Source organism: Mariniflexile aquimaris (genome assembly GCF_042676825.1).
Lineage (GTDB): Bacteria > Bacteroidota > Bacteroidia > Flavobacteriales > Flavobacteriaceae > Mariniflexile > Mariniflexile aquimaris.
In genome coordinates, this window is sequence record NZ_JBHTIB010000002.1 from 279,894 (window position 1) to 293,560 (window position 13,667).

The following is a 13,667-nucleotide window of genomic DNA, read 5'->3' on the forward strand; positions in this document are numbered from 1 at the left end:
AAAGTTAATTAACCTTAAAAATTAAACAAATGAAAAAACTATTGCAAATAGTTCTTGTTAACAGTTTAGCTTTATTCTTTTTTTCATGTTATTATAATGAATTACCAGAGGAAGTTGAAGTAGTAATTCCACCAGATACGGTAGTTTCATTCGCCGATGACATCGCACCAATATTTGCAACATACAACTGTACTCAATGCCACAAACCATCTGGTCAAAGTCCAGATTTAAGCGTAGGAACTGCATACAATGCTTTAGTGCCTTCTTACGTAAAAGCAGGAAGCAGCGGAACTAGTACGCTTTATACTTTTTTAGCAATCAATGGACATAGAAATGTGGATTCCGAATCGCTTGCTTTAATTAAAAAATGGATTGATGATGGTGCAGCCAATAACTAATAATAAAGACGTTAAAATGAAAAACTATAAAATATTACTGCTTGCTTTCTTAATAGCTCCTCTTATAACGTTTTCACAAGAAAAAGTAAAGGATTCTGTTGTAGAAAAACCAGAACGTCCTGCTTTTGAAAGCTCAACGCTTATTGACAATCAAACCAATGTCTTGTTTAATAAAAACACGTTAGAAGTTATGATGCAGCACAGATTCGGTTTGATTGATGAAGAAAATTCCTTATTAGGTATTTATGGAGCCAATTCAAATATTAGAATAGCATTATCATACGCTATTTTAGACTGGGTAACTGTTGGATACGGGATAACTAAAAAAAATAGACTAAGTGATTTTAGCTTAAAAATTGGATTATTACAACAAACCCGTTCGGGAAGCACACCAATAAGTTTAACATATTTTGGAAATGCTGGTATTGATGGACGTTCAGGAAGCTCGAATGATGGACTATTTGTTACTAAACAAGATAGATATTCCTATTTCCACCAACTAATTATTGCGAAGCGATTTAATTCAAATTTATCATTGCAGTTAGCACCGTCTTTTTCACACTACAATACGGTAGACTATTCTATGGAAAATGATCGCTTTTCTATTGCCTTGGGTGGACGTTACAAAATAAGCCCTCAAACCGCAATTATATTTGATTACAGCCAACCAATAACACAATTAAACGATGATCCAACAACTGGTTTAAGCTATAATAATCCGGGTATAAGCCTTGGTGCAGAGTTTGCTACTTCTGCCCACGCTTTTCACATATTCGTAACAAATTATAGCGGTATTGTACCACAGCAAAATTATATGAAGAATACAAATGATTTTTTTAACAAAGGAATCTTAATTGGATTTAACATAACCAGAAATTATAATTTTTAATACTTTAAAGTCAACAACTTTAAGACATTAATCGCTGTAAATTTAATCTTTGACACCAGTTTATATTTAAGGCTGTCAAATATCAAAATTTATTTAACAAGGTGAACTATGGAAAAAAAAGAAGATCATAAGGAAGGAGCAAACAGGCGTAATTTCCTAAAATTAGGATTACTCACCAGTGTTTCTGCTGTTGCGGGCTTGTCAATAATGTCGAATTCTGAACAAGAAAAAGCAGCCTCTTCAGGTGAAAAAGTTAGAGTACTTACGCCCGATGGCAGAATGGTGGAGGTTGACGCAGAAAGCATAAACAAATATCCTGAAGCACATATCACTCCTGCAGAATCCAGAAAAGGCATTCCTGATAGAAAATTTGTAATGGTAATAGATTTGGCAAAGTGTAAAAATGCCAGAAAATGTGTTGAGAGTTGCCAAAAAGCCCATAAACTTGATTATCATGAAGAGTTTATGAAAGTACAGCTTATTCAAGATAACGAAGAAGGCTCGCCTTACTGGTTCCCAAAACCTTGCTTTCATTGCGATGAACCACCTTGTGTTACCGTTTGCCCTACTGGCGCAACTTTTAAACGTGAAGATGGTATTGTTTTAATTGATAACGATCGTTGTATAGGTTGCAAGTTTTGCGTAACAAGTTGCCCGTATTCTGCGCGTCAATTTAACTGGGGACACAAAGCTAAATTTAATGATAAATCGCAACCATATTCTCCAGAAACCAGTGTTCCAGCGGCAGAAGGAACTGTTATGAAATGTGATTTCTGTCCAGATATGTTACGTCAAGGAAAACTACCGCACTGTGCGCAATCTTGCCCAATGGGCGTTATTTATTTTGGCGACAAAAATGAAGATATCGTTACCAATGGTGAAGAAACCGTTCGTTTTTCTGAATTAATTAAAAATCGTGGCGGTTACAGACATTTAGAACATTTAGGCACAAAACCAAACGTGTATTATTTACCTGCTGTAAACAGACAATTCCCGTTAGAACGCGGATTTGATGTTGAACCAGATATTATTGAGCGTTACAAAGATGTTCCTTATGTACAAGACTTAAAAAACAAAGGTGAAATTTAACTTAAACACTCTTAATTATGGATTTAGACGTTAGAAAAAGAGAATTGGTTAAAGAGTTTTCGCCAATGCTAGAGAAATCTACCCGAACCTCAAAAATTTGGATTGGTTTTTTAATTGCTGTTATTATTGTTGGCATTGTTGCTTTTGTAATACAAGCAGTAAAAGGTCACGAAGTTACAGGCATGAGAGACAATGTTGTCTGGGGTATTTATATTATCAATTTTATATTCTTTGTGTGCCTAAGCTATTCTGGCGCGTTTATCTCGGGGATTCTACATTTCTTTAAAACACCTTGGAAAAATTCTGTTGGCCGAATAGTAGAAATAATTACGGTGCTTTCACTAATAATTGGGCCTATTTTTATTTTATTATGTATTGGAAGATTAGACAGGTTACATTACCTATTCCTTTACCCTAGAATACAATCGCCTATTACTTGGGATATCATTGCTATTATTACCGATCTTATTGGATGCTTTATATATTTATACCTAACATTTATACCAGATTTCGCTATCCTACGTGATAATAGTGAGAATGCTCCAAACTGGAGAAAAAAACTGTATAAAAAATTGGCCATTGGTTATTATGACACGCCGACTCAGCGCGAAAAACTGCATAAAATAACAAGAACAATGTCTGCTATGATTATTGCTTTGGCAATTATAGCCTATTCCGTTCTAGCTTGGATATTTAGTTTAACCGTACAACCAGGATGGAACAGCTCAATATTTGCGCCTTATTTTATAATTGCAGGATTGTATTCTGGCGTTGGAGTAATCATCATAGCCATGTATTTAATTCGTAAATTTTACCATTTAGAGCATTATATTCGAAAAGTACACTTTATAGGAGCAGGCATCATATTATTGGTGATTTCTTTACTATTTGGGTATTTCACGTTCAGCGAATATTTTTCAAGATGGTTTAGCCATAAAGTGCACGATATTAATTTGCTTAACACCCTATTTAGCAGGTATTTTTGGATGTTCATTTTCGCAAATTACATTGGCGTTTTAGTACCCATTGTTATTCTATTCTTTAAAAAATTCAGAACAATAAATTCCATAACCTTTGCAGCCGTGGTTGCAGTTTTAGGATTATGGTTTAACAGATACCTGATTATTGTTCCAACGCTAGAAACGCCCTATTTGCCAATACAAGACACAAGACCAGAATATATTCATTATTCTGCAACCTGGATAGAATGGGCTTTAAGTTTTACGGGGGTAGCCGCCTTTATCTTATTCTTTATTTTATTGATGAGATTGGTTCCAATAATTTCAATGTCTGGGATTATCGATAATGAAAGAGCTCAAAAAAGAAGACCAAAAAATGTAACTAAAAATCAGAACTAATGAAATCCATATTTTATAAATATTTTGCATTTGCTTTGATAGTTGGTTTATCGCTAAACACTAACTCATTTGCGCAGAATGTTGATGTTGAAAATTATAGAATGATGTATAATTTTAAAACCGTCAAAAATTCTGATAATGCCAGAACTCTTGAAGTTAGTTTTATTGCAAGAAATAAAGAAGACCGAAAAGATAACGTTCCAGTGTTTGACGCCGAAATAAAATTTTTCAACACTTTAAACGACGAGGAAGTTTTAATTGGCACTTCAAAAACAAACAACGAAGGGATTGCTAGATTAATACTTCCTGAAAATCATAAGTATTTGGCTGATGAGGACGGATACATCAATTTAAAAGCGCTTTTTGAAGGCACCGATGCCATTGATGAACAAGAAGAAACACTAAGCGTTAAAAACCTTTATTTAGAACTCGATTTACAAGAAATAGACAGTGTAAAAACAGTGTTTGTTAAAGCCTATTTAAAGGATAGCGAAGGAACAATATTGCCAGTTGAAGAATGCGATATTAGAATATCTGTAAATGGCATGATTTCTAGAATGAAAATTGAAGATGGAACCATTGAAAATGGTGAATTTGAGTTCGAAATGCCAACAAATATTCCCGGTGATGCTAACGGAAATTACACGGTTTTTGCAATTATTCAAGATCATGATGAGTTTGCAACTGTAATTCAAGAAAAAAACGTAAATTGGGGGGTGTTCACCAAACTTGCCGCTAACGATAGTAACACGTTATGGTCTGAAGCTGCGCCAATATGGATGTATATAGTACTAACCATATTATTGGTTGGTGTTTGGGCAAATTACGCCTACACCATTAAAAATTTGTTTTCAATTAGTAAAGAAGGCAAAGAACTAAAAATGAAAACCAAAGAATAATTTTTAATAAATTTAAAAATTATTAAAAACGGCACTGTATTTGATTAACTTAACAATAAATTTAACAGTATTTTTACCATGAAAACAATTAAAACATTAGCAATTTTAGGATTTATTTCTTTTGCTCTATATTCTTTCACAACTGTAGTTCAGAATGAATGGAAGGTACCAGCAAAATATGAAAAAATGAAAAATCCGACTGACCCTAAGAAAGATTTAAACGTAGGAAAATCTCTTTATGACAAACACTGTAAATCTTGCCACGGTAAAGCTGGTTTAGGTGACGGACCAAAATCTAACGAAGTTGACGGCGATTTAGGAGACTTTTCAAGTAAAAAATTCCAAAGTCAGTCAGACGGCGCTCTTTTTTACAAAAGCTACATTGGAAGAGACGACATGCCTAATTACGAAAAGAAAATTCCAGACGAAGAAGATGTTTGGTTAATAGTTAATTATTTGAGAACATTAAAAAAGTAATCTAATTTAAATACTTTTTTAATTACATTAAGAAAAGCTGAACATAAATGGTTCGGCTTTTTTTATTGAAAAAACACAAACCCTATTAAAAATAATTATGTAACATATGTTACGAAACATGACAAATATCATTCCCTAATTCATACTCCATAACTATCTTTAGCTTTAATTACTTTGAAATCAATTATTGCGTTTATATAAATTATTGACTTGAGCTAAACATGAATAAATCATTTCGTTATATAAGTATTTCTCATAATACAGCATCCACTTTACAACGAGAAAAATATCACATTTCTGAAGAAGAAAAAGTAGCTTTAACAACGTTAATTTGCGATTCTTTTAATGATATTTCTGGCTTGTTTATTTTGGCAACATGTAATAGAACCGAAGTCTATTTTGAGGCTACAAATACCACCTCCAATGCTGTTTTAGATGTGTTGATGAACTTCAAATCTGTAACTAATCCAGAGGCCGAAAAACCATTGTTTAACTCTAGCAACGACACAAAAGACAGCATCAAACATCTGCTTGAAGTTTCATCGGGCTTAGCGTCACTCGTTTTTGGTGACGCCGAAATTATTTCTCAAATAAAAAAGGCACATCAGTTTTCTATGGCGCACAAACTACAAGGATCTCTTCTAGAGCGTGCTTTACAAGCTGTTTTTAAAACCCATAAACGCATAAGTAATGAAACCGATTTTAGAGACGGAACCACTTCTGTGGCTTACAAATCTCTCAAGGTAATACGTCAATCTTTCGATAGTGCTTCGGTAAAATCAAAAAAAATATTATTTATTGGCGCTGGAGACATTGTAAAACAATTATTTAAATACAATTCCAAGTTTAATTTTACCAATATTTACATTGCTAATAGAAGTGAAGAGAAAGCTATTATTCTATCGCAAACTAACAAATGTAAAACCTACCCATGGGCCAATGTACTTTCGAATAATTTTGATGATTTCGATGTCATTATAAGTGCCGCCAGTAATTGTCCGAACTTAATAAATACAATTAACCCACTAATCAAAAAAACCTTATTAATAGATTTAGCTGTTCCTTGCAACATTAATAAAGAATTAGCAAAACAAAACGATATCATTTTTCACGATTTAGATTCCATTTCTGTAGAATTGGAAGAAACTAAAGAAAACCGTTTAGCGGCTACTAACGAAGTTAATACTATTATTTTTGAAGAAATAAACTCCTATAACGAATGGCTTGAAGGTGCCTCTTTAAGAGCACTTTTAGCGGCATGTAAAATAAACTTAAACAATAAGCTTCAAAATTATTTTGACACCCCGTTAGAGGAATCTGAAATTAACTTAGTAACAAATCAAGTTATGAAAAAACTTATTGTTAATAATCAAATATCAGCATCTTCGAAAGTTATTGATAGTTTAATTTCACAAGAAATATCATTATTAAATCTTAAACAATAGCATAAAGTATTACATTTATATTAGCGAAAAATAACGCAAAATATCATACATTTAAAACTTAAAAATATATATGATATGGCTCGTTCACTATTCATCCTTTGCATTTTTATGTGCTATTTAAATTTTGATGCCCAAAACCTTCCCTTGTACGTTGGCACGTATACAAACGGAGACAGCGAAGGCATTTATCAATTGCAATTCAACACCAAGACCGGCGAACTTAAGAACCTTAAATTAGCCGCGGAAATAGAAAACCCCTCGTTTATAACCTATTCGCCAGATAAACAGCATATATATGCCGTAAGTGAAAGTCTTGGCGGCACAGTTTCTGCGTTTAAAGTGCAACCATCCGGATCGCTACAATTTTTAAATAAACTGAGTAGCAATGGTACTGCTCCGTGTCATATAGCCACAAACCAAGCAGGTGATAAAGCCGTTGTATCAAATTATGGAGGAGGAAGTGCGTCTATTTATACACTTTCAAAAGACGGGAGATTACTGAATACCTTCCAAACATTTAATTTTAATACCCTCGATAAAATATCTCATGCGCATTCTGCGCAATTTTTAAAAGACGAGTTATTTATTGCCGATTTAGGCACAAACGCCGTTTATCAATACATTTTAAAGAATGATAAATATGTATTAGAAACACCAAATTTAGTTGCCATGCCCGGAAACCCTGGTCCGCGACATTTTGCGATAACCAAAAACGGACAATATATTTATGTTATAAATGAATATGGCGGCTCGGTAACATCTATTAAAAGAACATCCAGCGGATTTGAACAGATTGATTTTGATAATACTTTAGACGAAAATTACAGAGGAAAAAATTCGTGCGCAGACATTCATTTGTCTAAAAATGAAGACTATTTATATGGCTCCAACAGAGGCGAAAACTCCATCGTGGTTTTCAGCCGAAATAAACGTGATGGTACGCTAGAAAAAATTCAAACTGTTCCAGTTCGTGGCGACTGGCCTAGAAACTTTACGTTAGACCCAACAGGAAAATTTCTGTTAGTAGCAAACCAAAACAGCAATAATATTTCCGTTTTTAATATAGATTCATCTTCGGGCAAACTTACTTTTTTACAAAGTATTAAAGCGCCATCTCCCGTTTGCTTATTGTTTTAAAAAAAATTACAAATAATTCCGTTTCAAAATAAAATAACGTATTGATAATTAAAAAAATATAGTATCTTTGCGCCCTCATTAATAACCGAGGTCGAGAACCTCAAATAATTAATTATTATGCCAGTAAAAATTAGATTACAAAGACACGGTAAAAAAGGAAAACCTTATTACTGGATCGTTGCAGCGGATACCCGCTCAAAAAGAGATGGTAAATACCTAGAAAAATTAGGTGCTTACAATCCAAACACAAACCCAGCAACCATAGAATTAAACATTGATGGTGCTGTTAAATGGTTACAAAACGGTGCTCAACCAACAGACACTGCAAAAGCTATTTTATCTTACAAAGGTGCATTATTAAAAAACCATCTTGCAGGTGGTGTTAGAAAAGGCGCTTTAACAGAAGAACAAGCTGAAGCAAAATTCACTGCTTGGTTAGAAGAAAAAGCTGGAAAAGTTGGCGCTAAAACTGACGGATTAGCAAAAGCACAAGCTGAAGCAAAAGCGAAAGCGTTTGAAGCTGAAAAAGCTGCTAACGAAGCACGTATTGCTGCTGCTGCACCAGTTGTAGAGGAAGAAGCTGAAGTAGTTGAAGATGTTGTTGAAAACACAACAGAAGAAGCAACAGAAGCAGCTCCTGAAGTAAAAGAAGAAGAATAAAAAAATAATTTTTTATACTTTTAAACTCCGATATTTTATCGGAGTTTTTTGTATATAGAAATGTCACATCGAGCGCAGTCGAGATCTCATTAAATTGACATTTAAAAGTTCTCGACTGCACTAGAACACATAAAATATAATGAAAAAAGAAGATTGTTTTTACTTAGGAAAAATTGTAAAAAAATACAGTTTTAAAGGCGAACTTTTAATTAAGTTAGACACCGACCAGCCAGAGTTATACGAAGATCTAGACGCCATGTTTATCGAGGTTCGCAATACTCTAATTCCCTTTTTTATTGAAAGCTCTCAATTGCATAAATCAGATTTATTACGCGTGCAATTTGAAGATGTTACCAGTGAAGCCGATGCCGACGCCTTAATAAAAAGCGATGTGTATTTACCTTTAGAATTTCTACCTAAATTAGAAGGTGATAAATTTTATTTTCACGAGGTCATTGGATTTACCATGGTAGATGTTAACTATGGTACCGTTGGTACTATTGTAAGCATTAACGATTCTACTGCTCAGGCATTATTTGAAGTTGAAAACAACGGCAAAGAAATTTTAATACCAATGAATGATGAATTTATTGATAAGGTAGACAGAAAAGCGAAAACCATCTTTGTTAAAACCCCCGAAGGGTTGATAGACCTCTACTTATAATTTTAAGTTTTCATAACAAAAACAAAGGCTAATTTTTTAAAAAATTAGCCTTTGTTTTTACTTTAAACTTGTGTTAAACAACAAATTCCTCATGGCGCTTCATCGCATTCATATTACTATAAATGCTATCGCGTTGTTTTACCAATAGCTTACATACAGATAAAGGCAAATTAATTTCGCGTAACACGTCGTTGTATTTTTCAATACTCAATCGTTTTAACGCAACAACCACATCCATCAAATCATCCTCGTTGTTTAATAACAGCAAAGTTTTAAAATCATGCCACTTTTTATCAAAATTACTGCTCAACCCATTAAACTTTTTAGGCTGACCATCTAATTTTATAATTTCGACTTTCAATTGTCTACTAAATTCATTTCTTTCAAAACCTCGTTCTCTAAAGAATGCTTTTAAGTTATCACCAGTTGCTAATTCAAGTGCTTCCAAATACACTTTTTCCGTTTCATAATTCATAATTAACAAATTATTAAGCTTCGCTAAAATTCTTTCTGAAGTCTTCATATTAATTTTTTTAAAGTTTGTGGTTTCCCTACACTATCATATACGTATGTATAACTAAGTTTAGAACTAGAAATTATTAATTTTAACATACTTTAGCATACTTTAACTATTTTTCACTTTTATTCAAGATAATTTAGCATCGAAATATATGACTTCACATAAACCTTTTGTTTTTAAACAATTTCAAGTTCAACAAGATAAATGTGCGATGAAAATTGGTACAGATGGTGTTTTGTTAGGTGCTTGGGCCACTGTTACACACCATCCGTTTTCTATTTTAGATATTGGAGCTGGCACAGGAATTTTAGGACTCATGTTAGCACAACGTAGCAATGCAGAACTTATTGATGCTATTGAAATTGATGATGATGCTTATGAACAATGTGTTGATAATTTTGAAGCATCGCCATGGGGCGACAGACTTTTTTGTTATCATGCATCGCTCGAAGAGTTTGTTGATGAAATAGAAGACACTTACGATTTAATTATTTGCAATCCCCCATTTTATTCCGACGATTACAAGTCTGAAGATTCTCAACGCGATTTAGCTCGGTTTAACGATGCAATGCCTTTTAACCACCTAATGGAAAGTGTTTCAAAATTACTATCGGAAGACGGTATTTTTTCGATTATTGTTCCGTTTAAAGTAGAAGCCGAAATTATTAAACTTGCCCAAAACTTCAATTTACAACCTAGGAGCATATTGCAAGTAAAAGGAAATCCAAATTCCGAAGTAAAGCGAAGTTTATTAGAATTCACTTTCCGCGAAAGCGCAGTAAAAAAAGAGCATCTTATTATTGAAACCGAACGTCATCAATACACCGAAAATTATATAAATCTTACCAAAGATTTCTATTTAAAAATGTAATAGACTACTAAGAATTAATTAAATTTGAGAAACTAAAATGATGAATTCTCAAAAAAATAGTTCAATTGCTGAATATTTTATTTTGAATACCTCATTAAACTCAAAATTAATGACTCGACTGGTAGTACATCCACTTGCATTAATTTCAAAATAAAATTGACCAGATGAAACCAGATTTATTTGAAGCACCGGACTATTACAACGTAGATGCACTTCTTTCTGAAGAACACAAATTAGTGCGCGAAGCAGCTCGCGAATGGGTAAAACGCGAAGTATCCCCCATTATTGAAGACTATGCGCAAAAAGCAGAATTTCCAAAGCAAATACTAAATGGATTAGCAGAAATTGGTGCTTTTGGGCCTTACATCCCCATGGAATACGGTGGTGCAGGATTAGATCAAATAAGCTACGGATTAATTATGCAGGAAATTGAACGTGGTGATTCTGGTATTCGCAGTACGGCGTCGGTACAATCGTCACTTGTTATGTATCCCATTTGGAAATACGGTAACGAAGCGCAACGCCAAAAATACTTGCCAAAATTAGCGAGTGGCGAGTGGATAGGTTGTTTTGGATTAACAGAGCCTGACCATGGCAGTAACCCCGGCGGCATGGTCACTAATTTTAAAGACAAAGGAGATCATTATTTATTAAATGGTACGAAAATGTGGATTAGTAACGCTCCATTTGCGCAGGTTGCAGTGGTTTGGGCAAAAGACGAAACAGGGCGTATTCATGGCTTACTGGTAGAACGGGGAATGGAAGGCTTTACCACCCCAGAAACACACAACAAATGGTCTTTACGAGCATCGGCCACTGGAGAGCTTATTTTTGATAATGTTAAAGTGCCAAAAGAAAATTTACTCCCTAATAAATCGGGATTAGGCGCACCTCTTGGGTGTTTAGATTCCGCTCGCTATGGCATTGCCTGGGGCGCTATTGGTGCTGCCATGGATTGCTATGATACCGCATTGCGATATAGTAAAGAACGAATGCAATTCGGCAAACCTATTGGCCAATTCCAACTGCAACAAAAGAAATTGGCAGAAATGATTACTGAAATAACCAAAGCACAGCTCCTTACCTGGCGACTTGGCGTCCTTAAAAACGATAACAAAGCAACCTCAGCTCAAATATCTATGGCAAAGCGCAATAATGTAGACATGGCAATTACTATTGCACGTGAGGCAAGACAAATATTAGGAGGCATGGGAATAACAGGAGAGTATTCTATTATGCGCCATTCTATGAACCTAGAAAGCGTCATAACTTATGAAGGCACACACGATATCCACTTACTAATTACCGGATTAGACATTACTGGTCTTAATGCCTTTAAATAACAATCTAAAATAATTCTTTACATTAATTTAAATATGCTTCTAACACCAGTCAGGTTTAAAAAATCCTGACTGGTGCTTTTTTTTAAAAGACATCATGATAAGGTCAAAGTAACGCCATTTTTTACTTCAAATAACTGAAAATGAATAAATTCATATCTTTATAAAAAAACTTTAAAATGAAAAAGATTATGTATTTACTCATATTTGCGCTTACACTTATTTTAAGTTGCAGCAATGAACTAGCATTACCAGACTCAAATGACACTACAAAAACTATTGTGCCCAATCTCCCAATTGTAGACACAACACCACCTGAAACGACCCCTCAAACTCAAAAAAACTATAAGATTTTATCACTTGGAGATAGTTACACTATAGGACAAAGCGTATGTGAAACGTGTAGGTTTCCTGAACAATTAAAATCCAGATTAGTCAGTAATTTTGATGCGGACACTAGCTTCGAGTTAAAAATTATAGCCCGAACAGGCTGGACAACATCAAACCTATTAAGTGCTATAGCAACTGAAAACCCATCGCAAGATTTTGATTTGGTTACCCTTCTTATTGGCGTCAATAATCAATACCAAGGAAAACCATTTTCTTTGTATGAAACTGAATTTGTAAAACTTGTTGATATAGCTAAAGTAAAAGGCAAAGGAGACAAACGCAATATTATTGTTATTTCTATTCCAGATTACGCCTATACCCCATTCGGCAATGGCAATGCCACTATTTCTGCAGAAATAGACAAATACAATCAGTTCGCCAAAACCTACTGTGATGCCAATAATATTACATACATAAATATTACAGACATTACCCGGTTAGGATTAATAACCACAGAATTTGTTGCCTCAGACGGACTTCATCCATCGGCGCTGGCATATTCCAGATTTGTAGACCGTATTTTACCCAAAGCCATTGAAAAACTGAAAGATTAATCGTAATCTCGCATTAAATTAGTTTTATTTAAACCGCATTTTTGTGTACTTTTATTCTATGCTATCATCCAAAAAGAGACTCGATAACGCTTACAAAAACGCCAAAGTTGTTGATTTTGATAACGACAGTAAAATTATTTTATTTAGCGACTGCCACCGAGGTGATAATAGTTTTGCCGATGATTTTGCGAACAACCGAAACATTTACTTTCACGCCTTAAAGCACTATTACAACGAAGGTTTTCAATATTGCGAACTCGGAGATGGCGACGAACTCTGGGAAAACCTAACCTTCAAGCCCATTTTTGAAGCGCATAAAAATGTATATATGCTGTTGCAGCAATTTCATAAAGAACATAAGCTGCATTTAATTTGGGGAAACCATGATATGGTATATCAAAATCCGAATTATGTAAAGAAATATTTATCAACATATTTTGATGCTAAAACAGGTAAAGACGAAGAATTATTTAAAGATATTACTTACCACGAAGGCATTGTTTTAAAACATCGAACAACCCAACAAGAAGTATTTTTAACCCACGGACATCAAGCAGATTGGTGGAATTACTTATTTTGGAAATGGAGTCGGTTTATGGTAAGAATTCTTTGGAAACCACTCAATGTTATGGGCATTGCAGACCCAACGAGTCCGGCAAAAAATTATAAGGAATTAATAAAAATAGAACGCCGAACCAAAAAATGGATTTCAGATAACAACAATCTGGTTACCATTGTTGGGCATACACATCGCCCACGTTTCCCAGAACCAGGCGATATAGCTTTTTTTAATGATGGAAGCTGCGTGCATCCGCGAAGTATTACGGGTATTGAAATAGAAAATGGTGCTATTTCACTTATAAAATGGCAAATAGACACCAACGATGATGGCGTGTTGCAAATAGTAAGAGTCTTGTTAGAAGGTCCGAGAAAATTAATTGATTATAAGACTATTTAACTTTTTTAAGCAGCCAAT

At 34.2% G+C, this 13,667-nt stretch carries 15 protein-coding genes; 14 read left to right on the plus strand and 1 reads right to left on the minus strand.

Annotated features, from left to right (window positions below; translation table 11 throughout):
- Positions 1 to 29 precede the first annotated feature (29 nt).
- The 10 genes from ACFQ0I_RS01240 (at position 30) to rimM (ending at position 9,016) form a co-directional block, all read left to right on the plus strand.
- A complete protein-coding gene (locus ACFQ0I_RS01240) occupies positions 30 to 398 on the plus strand; it encodes a hypothetical protein (protein ID WP_379938621.1) in 369 nt (122 codons plus the stop codon).
- A gap of 16 nt (positions 399 to 414) precedes the next feature.
- Positions 415 to 1,287 (plus strand): DUF5777 family beta-barrel protein, encoded by an 873-nt coding sequence (locus tag ACFQ0I_RS01245; RefSeq protein WP_379938623.1) that lies wholly within the window; start codon positions 415 to 417, stop codon positions 1,285 to 1,287.
- A 108-nt stretch (positions 1,288 to 1,395) separates the two neighbouring features.
- Entirely contained in the window at positions 1,396 to 2,376 is a 981-nt protein-coding gene (locus tag ACFQ0I_RS01250) for a 4Fe-4S dicluster domain-containing protein (protein WP_379938624.1), read from the plus strand.
- 17 nt (positions 2,377 to 2,393) lie between these two features.
- On the plus strand, positions 2,394 to 3,734 hold the full coding sequence (gene nrfD / locus ACFQ0I_RS01255; protein WP_379938625.1) for an NrfD/PsrC family molybdoenzyme membrane anchor subunit: 1,341 nt from the start codon (positions 2,394 to 2,396) through the stop codon (positions 3,732 to 3,734).
- A complete protein-coding gene (locus ACFQ0I_RS01260) occupies positions 3,734 to 4,633 on the plus strand; it encodes a hypothetical protein (protein WP_379938627.1) in 900 nt (299 codons plus the stop codon). The genes nrfD and ACFQ0I_RS01260 overlap by 1 nt, the downstream gene beginning before the upstream one ends.
- Positions 4,634 to 4,711: 78 nt before the next feature.
- Entirely contained in the window at positions 4,712 to 5,110 is a 399-nt protein-coding gene (locus ACFQ0I_RS01265; RefSeq protein ID WP_379938629.1) for a c-type cytochrome, read from the plus strand.
- 221 nt (positions 5,111 to 5,331) lie between these two features.
- On the plus strand, positions 5,332 to 6,555 hold the full coding sequence (locus ACFQ0I_RS01270; protein WP_379938631.1) for a hypothetical protein: 1,224 nt from the start codon (positions 5,332 to 5,334) through the stop codon (positions 6,553 to 6,555).
- A 75-nt stretch (positions 6,556 to 6,630) separates the two neighbouring features.
- A complete protein-coding gene (locus ACFQ0I_RS01275) occupies positions 6,631 to 7,692 on the plus strand; it encodes a lactonase family protein (RefSeq protein WP_379938633.1) in 1,062 nt (353 codons plus the stop codon).
- Between the two features lie 117 nt (positions 7,693 to 7,809).
- The gene (locus ACFQ0I_RS01280) at positions 7,810 to 8,352 is read left to right on the plus strand and encodes a 30S ribosomal protein S16 (RefSeq protein WP_379938635.1); all 543 of its coding nucleotides are present in this window, start codon (positions 7,810 to 7,812) and stop codon (positions 8,350 to 8,352) included.
- 139 nt (positions 8,353 to 8,491) lie between these two features.
- On the plus strand, positions 8,492 to 9,016 hold the full coding sequence (gene rimM, locus ACFQ0I_RS01285; RefSeq protein ID WP_379938638.1) for a ribosome maturation factor RimM: 525 nt from the start codon (positions 8,492 to 8,494) through the stop codon (positions 9,014 to 9,016).
- A 73-nt stretch (positions 9,017 to 9,089) separates the two neighbouring features.
- Here the strand turns inward: rimM and ACFQ0I_RS01290 are convergent, their stop codons facing one another.
- Positions 9,090 to 9,539: a DUF2383 domain-containing protein gene (locus ACFQ0I_RS01290; protein WP_379938639.1), complete on the minus strand. Its 450-nt coding sequence runs from the start codon at positions 9,537 to 9,539 to the stop codon at positions 9,090 to 9,092.
- Positions 9,540 to 9,687: 148 nt separating this feature from the next.
- On the opposite strand from ACFQ0I_RS01290, the gene ACFQ0I_RS01295 reads away from it, so the two are divergent.
- The 4 genes from ACFQ0I_RS01295 (at position 9,688) to ACFQ0I_RS01310 (ending at position 13,649) form a co-directional block, all read left to right on the plus strand.
- Entirely contained in the window at positions 9,688 to 10,407 is a 720-nt protein-coding gene (locus ACFQ0I_RS01295) for a tRNA1(Val) (adenine(37)-N6)-methyltransferase (protein ID WP_379938640.1), read from the plus strand.
- 164 nt (positions 10,408 to 10,571) lie between these two features.
- Entirely contained in the window at positions 10,572 to 11,750 is a 1,179-nt protein-coding gene (locus ACFQ0I_RS01300; RefSeq protein ID WP_379938642.1) for an acyl-CoA dehydrogenase family protein, read from the plus strand.
- 176 nt (positions 11,751 to 11,926) lie between these two features.
- Positions 11,927 to 12,691, plus strand: a complete 765-nt coding sequence (locus ACFQ0I_RS01305; protein WP_379938643.1) for an SGNH/GDSL hydrolase family protein — start codon at positions 11,927 to 11,929, stop codon at positions 12,689 to 12,691.
- A 58-nt stretch (positions 12,692 to 12,749) separates the two neighbouring features.
- Complete coding sequence (locus ACFQ0I_RS01310; RefSeq protein WP_379939934.1) at positions 12,750 to 13,649, plus strand: metallophosphoesterase family protein; 900 nt, start codon at positions 12,750 to 12,752, stop codon at positions 13,647 to 13,649.
- Positions 13,650 to 13,667: the final 18 nt, after the last annotated feature.